General features: G+C 71.2%; 16 protein-coding genes. 5 read left to right on the forward strand and 11 right to left on the reverse strand.

Features of this window, described 5'->3' with window-relative positions; genetic code table 11:
- Positions 1-2: 2 nt before the first annotated feature.
- From ACFSZT_RS18690 to ACFSZT_RS18710, 5 genes are all read right to left on the reverse strand, one after another.
- Complete coding sequence (locus tag ACFSZT_RS18690) at positions 3-389, reverse strand: VOC family protein (protein ID WP_377390786.1); 387 nt, start codon at positions 387-389, stop codon at positions 3-5.
- 174 nt (positions 390-563) lie between these two features.
- Positions 564-1,022, reverse strand: coding sequence for a hypothetical protein (locus ACFSZT_RS18695; RefSeq protein WP_377390788.1), 459 nt, complete (start codon positions 1,020-1,022; stop codon positions 564-566).
- The gene (locus tag ACFSZT_RS18700; protein WP_377390790.1) at positions 1,022-3,358 is read right to left on the reverse strand and encodes a molybdopterin oxidoreductase family protein; all 2,337 of its coding nucleotides are present in this window, start codon (positions 3,356-3,358) and stop codon (positions 1,022-1,024) included. The genes ACFSZT_RS18695 and ACFSZT_RS18700 overlap by 1 nt, the downstream gene beginning before the upstream one ends.
- 61 nt (positions 3,359-3,419) lie before the next feature.
- Positions 3,420-4,172: an ABC transporter permease gene (locus tag ACFSZT_RS18705; protein WP_377390792.1), complete on the reverse strand. Its 753-nt coding sequence runs from the start codon at positions 4,170-4,172 to the stop codon at positions 3,420-3,422.
- Positions 4,169-5,164: an ATP-binding cassette domain-containing protein gene (locus ACFSZT_RS18710; RefSeq protein ID WP_377390794.1), complete on the reverse strand. Its 996-nt coding sequence runs from the start codon at positions 5,162-5,164 to the stop codon at positions 4,169-4,171. The genes ACFSZT_RS18705 and ACFSZT_RS18710 overlap by 4 nt, the downstream gene beginning before the upstream one ends.
- Before the next feature lie 62 nt (positions 5,165-5,226).
- Between ACFSZT_RS18710 and ACFSZT_RS18715 the strand changes: the two genes are divergently transcribed.
- Positions 5,227-6,198, forward strand: coding sequence for a helix-turn-helix transcriptional regulator (locus ACFSZT_RS18715; RefSeq protein ID WP_377390796.1), 972 nt, complete (start codon positions 5,227-5,229; stop codon positions 6,196-6,198).
- Here the strand turns inward: ACFSZT_RS18715 and ACFSZT_RS18720 are convergent.
- From ACFSZT_RS18720 to ACFSZT_RS18735, 4 genes are all read right to left on the reverse strand, one after another.
- Positions 6,188-6,412 carry a DUF5703 family protein gene (locus ACFSZT_RS18720; RefSeq protein WP_377390798.1) on the reverse strand — a complete coding sequence of 75 codons (225 nt, stop codon included), beginning with the start codon at positions 6,410-6,412 and terminating at the stop codon, positions 6,188-6,190. The genes ACFSZT_RS18715 and ACFSZT_RS18720 overlap by 11 nt on opposite strands.
- Entirely contained in the window at positions 6,409-7,431 is a 1,023-nt protein-coding gene (locus ACFSZT_RS18725; RefSeq protein WP_377391560.1) for a YncE family protein, read from the reverse strand. The genes ACFSZT_RS18720 and ACFSZT_RS18725 overlap by 4 nt, the downstream gene beginning before the upstream one ends.
- Entirely contained in the window at positions 7,431-7,583 is a 153-nt protein-coding gene (locus tag ACFSZT_RS18730; RefSeq protein ID WP_377390800.1) for a hypothetical protein, read from the reverse strand. Before ACFSZT_RS18730 ends, ACFSZT_RS18725 begins: the two co-directional genes overlap by 1 nt.
- A gap of 81 nt (positions 7,584-7,664) precedes the next feature.
- Positions 7,665-8,630 carry an aldo/keto reductase gene (locus tag ACFSZT_RS18735; RefSeq protein WP_377390802.1) on the reverse strand — a complete coding sequence of 322 codons (966 nt, stop codon included), beginning with the start codon at positions 8,628-8,630 and terminating at the stop codon, positions 7,665-7,667.
- 87 nt (positions 8,631-8,717) lie between these two features.
- Here ACFSZT_RS18735 and ACFSZT_RS18740 point away from each other — a divergent pair, with 87 nt between their 5' ends.
- The 4 genes from ACFSZT_RS18740 to ACFSZT_RS18755 are packed head-to-tail and all read left to right on the forward strand — an operon-like array spanning position 8,718 to position 13,396.
- Positions 8,718-9,761 carry an LLM class F420-dependent oxidoreductase gene (locus ACFSZT_RS18740; RefSeq protein WP_377390804.1) on the forward strand — a complete coding sequence of 348 codons (1,044 nt, stop codon included), beginning with the start codon at positions 8,718-8,720 and terminating at the stop codon, positions 9,759-9,761.
- On the forward strand, positions 9,761-10,600 hold the full coding sequence (locus tag ACFSZT_RS18745; RefSeq protein WP_377390806.1) for an undecaprenyl-diphosphate phosphatase: 840 nt from the start codon (positions 9,761-9,763) through the stop codon (positions 10,598-10,600). The genes ACFSZT_RS18740 and ACFSZT_RS18745 overlap by 1 nt, the downstream gene beginning before the upstream one ends.
- A gap of 19 nt (positions 10,601-10,619) precedes the next feature.
- The gene (locus ACFSZT_RS18750) at positions 10,620-11,339 is read left to right on the forward strand and encodes a histidine phosphatase family protein (RefSeq protein WP_377390808.1); all 720 of its coding nucleotides are present in this window, start codon (positions 10,620-10,622) and stop codon (positions 11,337-11,339) included.
- The gene (locus ACFSZT_RS18755; RefSeq protein WP_377390810.1) at positions 11,336-13,396 is read left to right on the forward strand and encodes a M3 family metallopeptidase; all 2,061 of its coding nucleotides are present in this window, start codon (positions 11,336-11,338) and stop codon (positions 13,394-13,396) included. Before ACFSZT_RS18750 ends, ACFSZT_RS18755 begins: the two co-directional genes overlap by 4 nt.
- Here ACFSZT_RS18755 and ACFSZT_RS18760 read toward each other — a convergent pair.
- Complete coding sequence (locus ACFSZT_RS18760) at positions 13,368-14,117, reverse strand: YwaF family protein (RefSeq protein WP_377390812.1); 750 nt, start codon at positions 14,115-14,117, stop codon at positions 13,368-13,370. The genes ACFSZT_RS18755 and ACFSZT_RS18760 overlap by 29 nt on opposite strands.
- 139 nt (positions 14,118-14,256) lie before the next feature.
- The gene (locus ACFSZT_RS18765) at positions 14,257-15,246 is read right to left on the reverse strand and encodes a malate dehydrogenase (protein ID WP_377390814.1); all 990 of its coding nucleotides are present in this window, start codon (positions 15,244-15,246) and stop codon (positions 14,257-14,259) included.
- Positions 15,247-15,469: the final 223 nt, after the last annotated feature.

Here is a 15,469-nt window from a genome sequence, read left to right on the forward strand (position 1 = left end):
GCTCAGGGGCAGCGGTCGGCCAGGACGCAGAACTCGTTGCCTTCGGGGTCGGCAAGCACGACCCAGCTCTGCTGGCCCTGACCGACGTCCACGTGCCGGGCACCCAGATCGAGCAGGCGAGCGACCTCGTCGTGTTGCTCCCGGTCGGTCGGGTTGACGTCGATGTGGAGCCGGTTCTTGGCGGTCTTGCCCTCGGGCACGCGCGCGAAAGTCAAGGTCGGTGGCACCGGGCCACGGCGGTTCCTGCCCTCGGGCACCGTCGGGGAACCGATCGTGACGATTTCGTCTTCCTGGTCCTGCACCTCGTAGCCGAGAACCGCGCACCAGAACCGGGCGAGACCGTGCGGGTCGGCGCAGTCGATCGCCAGCTCGGTGAACTTACTGGTCATGTCGGGATCTCCCAGTCACGTCAGCGGGTCACACGCTCATCGCGGTGTTCGACGGCGAGGCAGGACATTCGGCTCCGTCCACGCAGAGAATTCGAACAGCCGTTCGAAGCTTCTGTCAAGCGGGTGTCACAGCGGTCACCGTGGGCTGCGCCCTCCGGGCGGCACCTCGCCGGTTCAGCCTGCCAGGAGCTGGGGCGCCAGCGTCTTCGCCATCGCGTCGGCCCACGTCACCTGCCGCCGCGTTCGCGGACGGCACCGCCGGGCGAGGTCGAGCAGATCGACGTCCTTGACCGCCCGGGCACCCTGCTCCAGCAACTCCCAGTCGAGCGCGACGCCGGTGGCATGGCCATGGAGCCGCCGCAGGTCGGCGAGCACGGCCGGCAGCACGCCGTCCGGTTCGCCAGGCCATCCCGAATCGCCGGGGCCCACGCCGCGGTCACCGTCCGGCTCGATGCCGTGGGCGCGTGCCGCGTCGGCCAGCTGCCGGACGTGGTCCTGCGACCACGCCGCCAGATCCAGCGCCACGTGGTACACCTCGGACTCGGCCCGGTGTCGGTCGGCCACGCCCAGCAGCTCGCGGGCGAGCGCGGACTCCCCGCGGTGCAGCTCCCGGACCACCACGTCGAGCGCCATCACGCACCGTCCCCACCGAGGCGCCGGAGGCGGGCCGCAGCCGTCTTGAACAGCGGTTGCTTGGACGCCGGATCCCACTCGGTGCGGGTGAGCTCGTTGGCCGCGCGATCACCCGACCCGTCCGCCGGGTCGCCGGTGTCCCAGTAGCCGTAATGGAACGGCAGGAACACCACGCCGTCCCGGACACCGCCGATCCGCGCCCGCGCGCGGACAACCCCGCGTTCCGTCTCGATCGCCACGCGGTCGCCCTCGGCGATGCCGTGCCGCCTGGCGTCGCCCGTGGCGAGTTCGGCCCAGACCTCGGGCGCGGCGTCCTGCAACTGCGGGACGCGCCCGGTCTTGGTTCGCGTGTGGAAGTGGTAGAGGGTGCGGCCGGTGATGAGTGCCAGCGGGAACTCGCCGCTGACCGTCTCGTGTGGAGTGAGATACTCGGCGGGTTTGATCATCGCCTTGCCCTCCGGGTTCATCGCCCGGTACTCGTCCGGTTGCATCGGTGCGCCCGTGACGAAGTCGCGGCCGTAGCTCTCGCAGTAGTCGGGGTGGGCGAAGAACCGGCCGTCGGTATAGAGCCGTTCCGTGCCGTCGGGACGGTCGTGGTCACACGGCCACTGCACGCCCCCGGCGCGGAGCTTGGCGTAGCTCAGTCCGGTGTAGTCACACGGTCTGCCCGCGGACGCCCGTTGCCACGCCCGGAACGCCGACTCCGGGTCCGTCCACGAGGGAAACGGGGCACCGTCGCGGTCGCGCAGATCCATGCGGCGTGCGTAGTCGAGGAAGATGTCCAGATCGGATCGTGCCTCGCCCGGGGGGTCGACGGCCTTCTCCGACAGGTGCACCGTGCGATCGGCGTTGGTGAACACGCCCGTCTTCTCGCCCCACATCGCGGCGGGGAGCACAACGTCGGCGAACTGCGCGGTCTCGGTCAGGAACGCGTCCTGCACCACGAGAAACAGGCTGTCCTGACGCAGGATCGAGCGCACCCGCGCGAGTTCGGGCAGCGACACGGCGGGGTTGGTCGCCGACACCCACCAGAAGCGCAGCGTGCCGTTCTCGGCGTAGCGCAGCATCTGCATCGCCGGTGTCGGCGGCGTGTGGTGCGGGATCCGCAGCTCGTCGACGTTCCACAGCCGCGCCAGCTCGGCGATGTGGCCGGGGTTTTCCCAGTTCCGGAACCCGGTGAGGTCGCCGTCGGCGCCGCACTCCCGGGTGTTCTGGGCGGTCGGCTGCCCGTTCATCTGCAGCACCCCGCACCCGGGCCTGCCCAGCATGCCCCGGACGAGGGCGACGTTGTTGACCTGCACGCTCGCCGCCGTCGCCTGGTGCGACTGGTAGAAGCCCTGCAGCACCGTGCACAGCAGCCGCCGCGCCGTGCCGAGCATCCTGGCCGCCTCGCGGATCTCACCGGCGTCGAGACCGCAGATGCGTGCGGCTCGCTCGGGCGGATACTCGGCCACCACCGAGGTCAGATCGGAGTAGCCGACGGTGTGCCGCTCGACGAAGTCGTGGTCGACCCAGTCGTGGGCGATGATCTCGTGCAGCAGCGCGTTCATCAGCGCGACGTTGGTGCCCGGCAGCGGCCGCAGGTGCAGTGTGGCCGCGCGGGCCACGGGCGTCTCCCGCGGGTCCACACACAGCAGGGCGGGTGGTTCGGGCCCGGCCAGCCGGTCGAGCATCCGTTCCCACAGCACGGCCTGGGTCTCGGCGACGTTGTGGCCGAACAGGGCGAGCACGTCGGCGTGGTCGACGTCGGTGTAGGACGCGGGCTGGCCGTCGCACCCGAACGACGCCTTCAGCGCGGCCGCGGCCGTCGCCGTGCACAGGCGGGTGTTGCCGTCGAGGTGCACCGTGCCCAGGCCGCCGTGGGCGATGGCGGCCAGCGTGTAGTACTCCTCGGCGAACAGCTGACCGCTGGTGTAGAAGCCGAGTGCGCTCGGGCCCCGCTCGGCGAGCAGTTCCCTGCTGCGGGAGACGATGCGCGACATCGCCTCCTCCCACGACGCCGGGACCAGCCGACCCCCGTCCCGGACGAGCGGCGTGGTCAGGCGGTCCGGCGCGGCGTTCGCCTGCCACCCGTAGCGGTCCTTGGGGTCGAGCCTGCCGTGATTCACCCGGTCGGTCGCGCGGCCCCGGACGCCCACGAGGCGCCCGTCCCGCACGGCGAGCTCGAGACCGTCGCCGTTGGAATGCAGCACCGCGGCGCTCGGCACCCACCGGTCGACGTCGTCCTCGGTGACGCCGTCGGCGAGGTGGCAGTCCACCCGCACCGGCCACGGATCCCCAGGCCCGTACGGGGTTCTCGACCCCCACGGCTGCTCCATTCCGGCGTGTTCCCGCATGACCCTCCTCTCGGGACCGGTGTGCCGGGTACCACACACCGCTGCCGAGAAACCGCGGCACTCACCCGCCGCCGCGCCGCACCGCCCGCGTTCCGACGAGCAAGCCCAGCGCCGCGACCGCGATCGCGGCGAGCACACCACCACCCACGGTCCCCGACCACACCTCGCCGTCGAAGAGCGCCCGCGTGGCGTCGACGACGTAGGTGAGCGGGTTGAGGTGCGAGACCGTCCGCAACCAGCCCGGCCCGTTCTCGAGGGGCAGCAGCACACCCGCCAGCAGCAACACCGGGAAGATGACGGTCTGCTGCACCGCCCAGAACATCCACTCGGTGTTCTTCGCTGCCAGCGCGAGCGTGTACGACAACGCGCCCAGGCCGACGCTGAACACCGCCAGCATCAGCAGCGCCAGCAGGGCACCGCCGAGGTGCGGCTCGAAACCGAACGGCATAGTCGCCGCGACGATGAGCACCGTCTGCGCGAGCACCGGCACGATCTCCTTGAACGCGCGCCCGACGATCAGAGCCGAGCGGCTCAGCGGCGACACCAGCATCCGTTCGTGCGCGCCGGTCTGGATCTCGTACAGCAGGTTGGAGCCGGTGGCCGAGGTGCCGAACAGGCACGACATGACGATGATCCCGGGTACGAACCACTGCACCGCCGGCTCACCACCCGAATCGGGCAACAGTGGTGCGAACAGGGCAAGGAACACCAGCGGCTGCAGCATCGAGAAGATCACGGAGAACGGGTCCCGCAGGACCGGACGCAGCTCGCGGCTGAGGACGGCGGCCGTGTCGGTGACGAACGTGGTGCTCATGCCGCACGCTCCAGCCCGGGCCCGCCCGCGCTCTCCTCGCGCAGGCTGCGTCCGGTCAGGGCGAGGAACACGTCGTCGAGCGTCGGGCGGACAACCTCGACGCTCGCGACCGGAATGTGGGCCTCGTCCAGCCCCCGCAACAGCTTCGGCGCGAGCGCGGCGCCGCCGTCGACCCGGAGGTCCACCCGGGCGCCGGCGCGGGTCAGCTCGGCACCGTCGGCGACGGCGAGCACGCGGTCGGCGGCCCGCTGCGCCTCGTGCTCGTGGTCGAACAGCAGCGAGATGCGGTCGCCGGCGTGGGCGGCCTTCAGCCGCGCGGGCGTGTCGTCCGCGATGACCCGGCCGTGGTCGATCACGATCACCCGCTCGGCGAGCTGATCGGCTTCCTCGAGGTAGTGCGTGGTGAGCACCATCGTGGTCCCGTGCTCGGCGCGCAGCCGGACGATGTGTTCGGCCAGGTTCGCCCGGTTCTGCGGGTCGAGCCCGGTGGACGGCTCGTCGAGGAACAGCAGCTCGGGCGCGTGGATCAGACCCATCGCGATGTCCAGCCGCCTGCGCTGGCCGCCGGACAGCGACGAGACGACGCGGTCGGCCACCGAGTCCAGGTCCAGTGATCCGATCAAGGCCGCGGCGCGCTCACGGGCCGCGGCCACGGACAGTCCGTACGCCCGGCCGTGACTGACGAGCTCGTCGCGCGCCCGCTGGCTGTGCCCGGCGCCGTTGCCCTGCCCGATGTAGCCGATGCGGCGGCGCACACCCCGCGGGTCGGCGACCACGTCGTGCCCGGCGACCTCGGCGGTGCCGGAGGTGGGCCGCAGCAGCGTGGTCAGCATGCGCAGGGTGGTGGATTTCCCGGCGCCGTTCGGGCCGAGCAGCGCCACGAGTTCGCCCTTGCCGACGTGCAGGTCGAGCTCGCGCACCGCCTCAACGGTCTGCTTCTTGACCGTGAAATGCCTGGTCAAGGCGTGTGTGTGAATCATGGTGGAGGTCATGGCACCCACGCTAGGATTCGCAGCGGTCACTTCTTGACCGGAATGGGACGGATACTGAAGACATGGCGAACACGAGCGCACGCATGCTGCGGTTGCTGTCCCTACTGCAGACGCATCGGTACTGGCCCGGCGGTGAGCTCGCCGGCAGGCTCGGGGTCAGCGAGCGGACCCTGCGCCGTGACATCGACCGGCTGCGGGACCTCGGCTATCCCGTCGACGCAAACCGCGGCGTGGCCGGCGGGTACCAGCTCAGGTCGGGCGCGGCGATGCCGCCGCTGCTCCTCGACGACGAGGAGGCCGTCGCCATCGCGGTCGGCCTCCGCACGGCGGCGGGCAGCGCGCTCGACGGCATCGAGGAGACCTCGGTCCGGGCGCTCACCAAGGTCATCCAGGTGATGCCTCCCCGGCTGCGCCGGCGCGTCGACGCCCTGCAGGCCTACACCGTGCCGGCGGCGCCGGGCGGCGGGCCGACCGTGGACGCGACCGCTCTCACCGTGATCGCCCAGGCGTGCCGGGACGACGAGCGACTCCGGTTCGACTACACCGCCCGCGACGGCACCCGCACCTCGCGGCTGGTCGAACCGCATCGGCTGGTGTCACTCGGCCGCCGCTGGTACCTGGTCGCGTGGGACGCGGAGAAGCATGGCTGGCGCACCTTCCGCGTCGACCGGCTCACCGACCCGCGCGCCACCGGCGCACGGTTCCGGCCGCGCGAGCTGCCCGGCGGCGACGCCGCGGAGTTCGCCCGCAGGCAGACCGCCATGGTGCCCACGCAGTACGAAGCCGTGGTCACCGTCCGGGCAGCGGCCGATCATGTGCAGCGTGTCGTCGGCCGCTGGGGACAGGTGGAACCACTGGACGACGTGTCGTGCCGGCTCGTGATGAACGTGGACACGTTCGACTGGCTGGTGCTCGTGCTCACCTCGATCGACGCCGACTTCGACGTGGTCGGCCCGCCCGAGTTGCGCGAGTACCTGCGGGTGACGGGGGAGCGGCTGTTGCGGGGTGCCGCGGCACCCTCCGCTACGTCATGAGGCCGGGCAGCCCCACCGCGGCGCGGGTACGCCGTCTGCGCAGCCACACGCGGCGGGTCCCGTCCGAATAGAGTCGTACGTTCGAGAGCTCCCACCCGGAGAATTCCGCCTGGATGGACAGCTGCACCGCGGCGGTCACGCGGGACATGCCTGGTGGCAGCTGCACCCGGCGGTATTCCCAATCCTCGTCGACCACCGCTTCCGCATTCCTCATCGCGTGATCACCTGGATCCCTTCCCCGGCTGCCGAACCGATGATGACCCGGGATGTCCGTTGGTCGACGGTAACCGAATTCGGCTGGCGAACGGTGGGTAAACGGAACTTTTCCGTCGGCTCACCACCCCGTACGTCGTAGCCGACCACCTGGTTGCGCCCCGTCAGGGTGACCCACGCGATACCGCGGCGCGCGTCGTAGGCGATGCCGTAGATGCCGCCCGGCACCGGGTAGCGCTGCCGCAGCAGCAGCGGGTCGGTGCTGAACGCCAACAGCCCGTCGCCCCGCGTGTCGGTGACGAGCACCCGGCCGTAGGAGTCGGTGACGGCGTTGGTGGCGCCCTCACCGGCCCGCAGGCCCTCGCGGATCGTGCCCTCCTCCACATCGACGGAGAACACGGCCGTGCGCAGCTTGTCGAGCACCACGGTCGCCCCGCCCGCGACCAGCACGTCGTCCGCGCTGTAGAGCTCACCCGTGATGGTTTTGCTCACGGTGTCGCCGTCGAGGACATCGACGGCCTTGCGGTCGCGCACGGCGACCAACGTCCGGCCACCCTGCACCGCCGTGCCCGCGGGCTTGCCCTGGACCTTCGTCGTCCGCACCTCGCCCGACGGGACCGCGATCCGCGCCAGGGTGCGCGCACCGGGCAGGCTCGCCACCACCGCGTCGCCGGCCGGGGTGAGCTCCTCGACGGCACCCGGCAGCGGCACCGTCGTCGGCCGTGCGCGGAGGTCGTCGAGGTCGTAGAGCAGCACCGACGCCGGGTCGGCCACCGCGACGGCGAGCGTGCGGCCCATGGTCGCGGTGGCGGTGATCTCTCCGCTCTGCGGCACGATCTCGCCCGCAGGCCGCACCGTCGCCGCCGGTGACGGTGCGGCGACCGCGGCCGTCGGGTTCTCCACGACCTGCAGCGCGTCCCCGCCGCCACCGGTGTCCGAGCAGCCCGTCAGCACCAGCACGCCCGCCAGGCACACCAGGCCGACCCGCCGGGCGGCGCGGACACGGTCACGGGCGCGGATCACACGGCCTCCTGTGTCTTGCGGGACACCCGCACCCGGTCGGTCCGCGTGAGCGGGCTCCGCCGATTGTCGTGCACGCGGACCTCCTGTGTCTTGCGGGACACCCGCACCCGGTCGGTCCGCGTGAGCGGGCTCCGCCGATTGTCGTGCACGCGGACCTCCGACAGGTCGCAGGGGTTACGGGTTGTCACGGAACCAGCATTCCGCACCGCGGCGGCGGCGTCACGCGATGGTCAGGTCGGCCACCGTTCCGGATAGCCGAACTCGACGGCACTGACATCGTCCAGCGCGGCGCGGATCGCGCTCGGCAACGTCAGCTCCTCGGCGGCCAGCGAGCCGGACAGCTGCCCGGTGTCGCGCGCACCCACCACCGGCGCGACCACTCCGGGCCGGTCGCGCACCCAGGCCAGGGCCACGGCGAGCGGAGAGGTGCCGAGCCCGTCGGCGGCCGTGGCCACGGCCTCCACGATGCGGCTCGCCCGTTCGGTGCGGTGCTGCTCGACGTAACCGGCGTAGGTCGTGGACGCGCCGCGCGAATCGGCGGGGGTGCCGCTGCGGTACTTGCCGGTGAGTACACCGCGGCCGAGCGGCGCCCACGGCAGCAGCCCGATCCCGTGGTAGGCGGCGGCGGGCACCACCTCGCGCTCGACCCCGCGTTCCAGCAGCGAGTACTCCACCTGCGTGGAGACGATCCGGTGCTGCGTCATCCCGGCCGCCGCCGTGGCCAGCTGCCAGCCGCAGTAGTTGGACACCCCGGCGTAGCGCACCTTGCCGCTGGTGATGGCGTAGTCCAGTGCCGAGAGCGTCTCCTCCAACGGCACCGTGCTGTCCCACGCGTGCAGCTGCCACAGATCGACGTGGTCACTGCCGAGTCTGCGCAGCGAACCGTCGAGCGCCGACAGCAGCGCGCCGCGCGAGGCGCCGCCACCGAACGGGCCGTCGGCGCGCCGGGCCACCGCCTTGGTCGCCACGACGATGTCGTCACGGGGCACCAGGTCAGTCAGCAGCGAGCCGAGGATCCGCTCGCTCTCGCCGTCGGCGTAGATGTCGGCGGTGTCGACGAGCGTGCCCCCGGCGTCGACGAACGCGACGAGCTGGTTGGCGGCCTCCTCGGCGTCGGTGGCCGTGCCCCACGACATCGTGCCGAGGGCCATGCGGGACACCTTCAGACCGGAGGTGCCGAGCGGGCGGCATTCCATGACTGCCCAGCGTAACGACAGGCGGTTCCGGAGTTCGACGAAGGCGCTTCGGATCGTCGGCGAGTGCCCCCGCTAGTGTCGGCGACCGTGCGATTGGGTTTGAATCTCGGATATTGGGGCGCCGGTAACGACGCGGCCAACCTCGCCCTCGCCAAGCACGCCGACGAGCTCGGGTACTCGGTGGTGTGGGCGGCGGAAGCGTACGGATCGGACGCTCCCACGGTGCTCGCCTGGATCGCCGCGCAGACGTCGAGAATCGACGTCGGCAGCGCGGTCCTGCAGATCCCGGCGCGGACACCCGCCACCACGGCGATGACCGCCGCGACGCTGGACTCGTTGTCGGGCGGCCGGTTCCGCCTCGGGCTCGGTGTCTCGGGCCCGCAGGTCTCCGAGGGGTGGCACGGCGTGCGGTTCACCGCGCCGCTCGGCCGCACCCGGGAGTACGTCGACATCGTGCGCACGGCTCTGCGCCGCGAGCGCGTCCGCTACTCGGGCAAGCACTTCCAGCTTCCGCTGCCCGACAGCCCCGGCAAGGCACTCACGCTCACCGTGCACCCCGTGCGCGACCGCATCCCGACCTACCTCGCCGCGATCGGCCCGCGCAACATCGAGCTGACCGGCGAGATCGCCGACGGCTGGCTGCCCGTGTTCTTCTCGCCCGAGCACGCGGGCGAACACCTCGGCCACCTGCGCGCGGGAGCCGAGAAGGCCGGGCGCACGCTGGACGGCTTCGACATCGCACCCACCGTCCCGCTCGTTCCGGGCGAGGACTGGACGACGTGTGCCGACTCCGTGCGCGCCTACGCCGCCCTGTACCTGGGCGGCATGGGCAGCCGGGAGAAGAACTTCTACAACCAGCTCGCCTGCCGGATGGGCTTCGAGGCCGAGGCCGCCGAGGTCCAGGACCGCTACCTGGCCAAGGACTACGAGGGCGCCATGGCCGCGGTACCGCTGGCGTTCCTCGACGCCACCTCGCTGCTGGGCCCCAAGGAGCGCATCGCCGAGCGCCTGGCCGCCTACGCCGAGGCCGGGGCCACCACGCTGACCGTCGCGCCGTTCCTCGCGCCGGAGCAGGCCCCGGAGGGTCTGCGCACCGTCGTCGAGGCACTCGAGCTGGCCGGGGTCGCCTGATGGGGTGGTTCGAAGCACTGGTCCTGGGGCTGGTCCAGGGCCTCACCGAGTTCCTGCCCATCTCGTCCAGCGCCCACCTGCGGATCACCGCCGCGTTCGCGGGCTGGGGAGACCCGGGCGCGGCGTTCACGGCCGTCACCCAGATCGGGACCGAGCTCGCCGTCCTGCTCTACTTCAGCCGCAAGATCGGGCGGATCATCGGGCACTGGTTCCAGTCGCTGTACAAGCCCGAGTACCGGCACGACCCGGACGCCAGGATGGGCTGGCTGATCATCGTCGGGTCGATCCCCATCGCGGTGCTGGGCCTGCTGTTCCAGGAACAGATCGACCACGTGTTCCGCGACCTGCGCATCACCGCGACCACGCTGATCGTGTTCGGTCTCCTGCTGCTGCTGGCCGACCGGATCGGACGGCAGGACCGCGATCTCGACCACCTCACGGTGCCGCACGGCATCACCTACGGGCTGTTCCAGGCGCTCGCGCTCGTGCCCGGGGTGTCCCGGTCGGGCGGCACGATCACCGGCGGCCTGCTGCTCGGCTACAAGCGCGCCGACGCCGCCGAGTACGCGTTCCTGCTGGCCGTGCCCGCGGTCCTCGCGTCCGGTCTGTACAAGCTCACCGACATCGGTGAGGGGCAGGGCCCGGCGTGGGGCCCGACGATCCTGGCGACGGTGGTGGCGTTCGGTGTCGGGTACGCGGTGATCGCGTGGCTGATGTCCTACATCAAGAGCAACAGCTTCCTGCCGTTCGTGATCTACCGCGTCGTGCTCGGCATCCTGCTGTTCGTGCTCGTCTTCACCGGCGTGCTGGACCCCGATGCCGGTCCGGTGGGGAGCTAGCACCCCGTAGGGTGGCGGTGTGGGAACCGTCATTCTGCTGCGGCACGGCCGGTCGACGGCGAACGGCTCCGGCGTGCTCGCCGGGCGCACGCCGAAGGTGGGCCTCGACGACACCGGCCGTGCCCAGGCGCAGGCACTCGTGGATCGCCTGCGCACGGTGCCGCTGGCGGGCCTGGTGTCGTCGCCGCTGCTGCGTTGCAAGCAGACACTCGACCCGCTGGCGAGGCACCGCGGCCTGGAGCGGGTCACCGAGTCCCGGCTGTCCGAAGTGGATTACGGCGAGTGGACGGGCCGCGAGCTCAAGACGCTGGTGAAAGAGCCGCTGTGGCGGGTGGTCCAGGCCCACCCGTCGGCGGCGGTGTTCCCCGGCGGTGAGGGGCTGGCCAACGTCCAGGCACGGGCGGTCGCCGCGGTGCGCGAGCACGACGCGCGGATCACCGCCGAACACGGTGACCACGCGGTCTGGGCGCTGTGCAGCCACGGCGACGTGATCAAGGCGATCCTGGCCGACGCGCTGGGCCAGCACCTCGACGGCTTCCAGCGCATCGTCGTCGACCCGGGGTCGCTGTCGGTCGTGCGCTACACGGAGACGCGGCCGTTCGTGCTGCGGATCAACGACAACGCGGGCGATCTGGCCGGGATCGTGCCGCCGGAGCCGAAGAAGCGCCGCCGGAGCAGGAAGACGATGTCCTCGGACGCCGACGTCGGGGGCTCGACAGGACGAAAGGACCGAGCGTGACGAGCGAGACCACCACGAGCAACCCGCTGCTGGTCCCGAGCGAGCTGCCCCACGGGCTGCCACCGTTCGACCGCATCGCCGACGAGCACTACCTGCCCGCGTTCGAGGCCGGCATCGCCGAGCAGGCGGCCGAGGTGCGGGCGATCGCCGACAACCACGAGCCGCCCACCTTCGAGAACACGATCGTGGCGCTGGAGCGCTCGGGGCGGCTGCTGCACCGCGTGGCGTCGGTGTTCTTCAACCTCGTCGGCTCCCACACCAATGACACCCTGCAGCAGGTGCACGCCGAGATCGCGCCGCGGCTGGCGGCCCACTCCGACGCCATCCACCTGGACCCGGCGTTGTCCGCCCGTATCGAGACGCTGTACGAGCAGCGGGACTCGCTGGAGCTGACCGCCGAGCAGGCGTGGCTGCTGCGCCGCTACCACCTCGACTTCCAGCGCGCGGGTGCCGGCCTGCCGCCCGAGAAGCAGCAGCGGCTGCGGGAGCTCAACGAGGAACTGTCCTCGTTGTCGACGCGGTTCCAGGACAACCTGCTCGCCGACACCAACGACCTGGCCGTGATCGTGTCCACCCGGGAGGAGCTGGCCGGGCTGTCGGAGGACGCCGTCGCGGCGGCGGCCGAGGCCGCGACCGCCCGCGGCGAGGACGGCAAGTACCTGCTCAAGCTGAGCCTCCCCACGGCGCAACCGGTACTGGCCTCCCTTGACGACCGTGGCCTGCGCGAACGCGTGTTCCGGGCGTCCACGGCGCGGGGTCACCGCGGCAACGAGCACGACAACACCGCGGTCCTGACCCGGATCGCGGTGTTGCGCGCCGAGCGGGCGACCCTGCTCGGGCACCCGCACCACGCCGCGTACGTCATCGAGGATCAGACCGCCAAGACCGCCGAGGCCGCGCTCGGGCTGCTGCAGCGGCTGGTCCCGGTGGCGGTGGCCAACGCCGAGGCCGAGGCCGCGGAACTGCGGGAGGAGATGGCCGCGGCCGGCGAGGACGGAGAGCTGAAGCCGTGGGACTGGGCGTACTACGCCGAGCGGGTCCGCCGCCGCCGCTACGCCGTGGACGACGCCGAACTGCGTCCGTACTTCGAGCTCGAGCGCGTGGTGCGGGACGGCGTGTTCTATGCCGCGAACCGGCTGTACGGCCTCACGTTCGCCGAGCGGCACGACCTGCCGACCTACCACCCCGACGTCCGCGTGTTCGAGGTCTTCGACGCCGACGGCAGCCCGCTGGGCCTGTTCCTCGGCGACTACTACACGCGCGACTCCAAGCGCGGCGGCGCGTGGATGAACACCTACGTGGACCAGTCGCGGCTGCTGGGGGAGCGGCCGGTGGTGGTGAACAACCTCAACATCGCCAAGCCGCCCGCCGGGGAGCCGACCCTGCTCACCTACGACGAGGTGCTCACCGCGTTCCACGAGTTCGGGCACGCCTTGCACGGGCTGCTGTCCGACGTGGAGTATCCGACGTTCTCCGGCACGAGCGTGCCCCGCGACTTCGTCGAGTTCCCGTCGCAGGTCAACGAGATGTGGGCGCTGTGGCCGGAGGTGCTGACCAACTACGCGCGCCACTACCGCACGGGCGAACCGCTGCCCGCCGACCTGGTGGCCAAGCTGGAGGAGTCGAGCCGCTACGGGGAGGGCTTCCGCACGACGGAGTACCTCGCGGCGTCCCTGCTGGACCTGGCGTGGCACACGCTCGGCCCGGACGCCACGGTCGAGGACGCCGCCCGGTTCGAGGCCGAGGCGCTGGAGAAGGCGGGCGTCGCGCTCGCCACCGTGCCGCCGCGCTACCGCAGCACCTACTTCGCGCATGTCTTCAGCGGCGGCTACTCGGCGGGCTACTACTCCTACATCTGGGCCGAGGTGCTCGACGCCGACTCGGTCGAGTGGTTCCGCGAGCACGGCGGGCTGACACGAGCCAACGGCGACCACTTCCGGCGGGAGCTGCTGGCCAAGGGCGGCAGCGTCGACGTGATGGAGGCGTTCCGCGCGTTCCGCGGGCGGGATCCGGAGATCGAACCCCTGCTCAAGCGCCGTGGCCTGACGGGGGCGTGAGCGGCCTGCGCCGCCGACGGGTGCCTGCCCGGTCGTGGCGCGTCCACGGCCAGGTGATCAGCGCCCACACACCGAGGATCAACACCGCCTCCGGGAGCAGATACCACGGCCACGGCCCGAGGAGCTCGAGCACGGACGGGTTGGCCGGTTTGCGGTTGAGGAAGCCGAAGTTGGTGCCGGCGATGCTGTTGAACACGAACGCCACCACAGCCCACGACACGGTGATCGTCACGCAGATCCGGTACTCGCGCCACGTCGGGTGCAGACCGACGCCCCACGTGAGGTAGATGGCCGCCCACACGGCGAGCAGATGCAGCCCCCAGAACGCCATGAACTTGTAGTGCGGAAAATCAGGGCCGACGAAGGCCGGCGAGATCAGGGCCTGCGTGGTCAGGGAGAGGCACCAGTAGTAGGTGACCGCGAATGCCCAGCGCCGATGAGTCCAGAGTGCGTAGGCCGCGACGAACCCGACAAGGTCGGACACGTGCAGCGGGACCGCGTCGATCGGCTCTTCGATTCCCAGAGCCACGCTGTAGAACCGGGCGGCCACGTGCCCGATCAGCAGCAGCACGGCGAACACCCGGCTGAACCGGGTCTGGGCTTCGGTGCCGCGCCACGCGCGCCCGGCCCGGATCAGCAGCACCAGCCCGAGTACGAACACGACGAGCACGGCCCAGTGGGACGGACCATAGCTGCTGAACTCCTGTGCCGTCAGCTCCACGAGTGACCTGCCAGCGATCGTCGTAGCCGGTGCGGTGCACCTATCGTGACAGCGGAGGAGTTCGGCTGCTCAACGAAGCGGGCCTGCCGCGACCGGCGATGCGGTCACGACAGGCCCGGGACACCAGCCTGGGAGCTGCTCAGACGAGGCCGAGCTGCTTCACGGCGTCGCGCTCCTCGCTGAGCTCGCGCACGGAGGCGTCGATGCGGCCGCGGGAGAACTCGTCGATCTCGAGTCCCTGGACGATCTCGTACTTGCCGTCCTTGCACGTGACGGGGAAGGACGAGATGAGGCCCTCCGGGACGCCGTAGGAGCCGTCCGACGGAACGCCCATCGACACCCAGTCGCCCTCGGGGGTGCCGTTGACCCAGTCGTAGATGTGGTCGATGGCCGCGTTGGCCGCGGAGGCCGCCGACGAGGCGCCGCGGGCCTCGATGATCTCGGCGCCGCGCTTGGCCACGCGCGGGATGAACTCGTTCTCGATCCACTGCTGGTCGTTCACGGCCTCGGCGGCGTTCCGGCCGGCGGCCTCGGCGTGGAAGATGTCCGGGTACTGGGTGGCGGAGTGGTTGCCCCAGATGGTCATCTTCTTGATGTCGGACACCGTGACGCCGAGCTTCTTGGCGAGCTGGGCGAGGGCCCGGTTGTGGTCGAGGCGGGTCATCGCGGTGAACCGCTCGGCGGGGACGTCGGGCGCGTGCGACTGTGCGATGAGCGCGTTGGTGTTGGCGGGGTTGCCCACCACGAGCACCTTGACGTCGTCGGCGGCGCCGGCGTTGATGGCCTCGCCCTGCGGCTTGAAGATGCCGCCGTTGGCCTCGAGGAGGTCACCGCGCTCCATGCCCTTCGTGCGCGGGCGGGCACCCACCAGCAGCGCGACGTTGACGCCCTCGAAGGCCTGCTTGGCGTCGTCGAAGATGTCGACGCCGGCCAGCAGCGGGAACGCGCCGTCCTCCAGCTCGAGCGCGGTGCCCTCGGCCGCCTTCACCGCCTGCGGGATCTCCAGCAGCCGCAGCTTCACCGGCGTGTTCTGCCCCAACAGCTGACCGGACGCGATGCGGAACAGCAGCGCGTAACCGATCTGGCCGGCCGCGCCGGTGACGGTGACGTTGACAGGGGCCTGGGTCATGATCGATCTCCTGCTGACGGGTTCAGTTCTGTGTATCGGGGATGTTATCGGCCGCTGGTGGAGCCGTACGGGTGCGTCGCCTCACCTGAACCGATTGAGGCGGTCCCGAGCCGGGACAGGACCTGCGGAATGTCGGCGATATCACGGATGGACGCCGGTTCGCGCCTCACGTTACCCGCGGGCGGCCCACGCCGCGCCGCTCCGAAGGGTCTGGTTTGTCACG

Origin of the sequence: Prauserella oleivorans, from assembly GCF_042685745.1 — a bacterium.
In the GTDB taxonomy this organism is placed as follows: Bacteria; Actinomycetota; Actinomycetes; order Mycobacteriales; family Pseudonocardiaceae; genus Prauserella_A; species Prauserella_A oleivorans.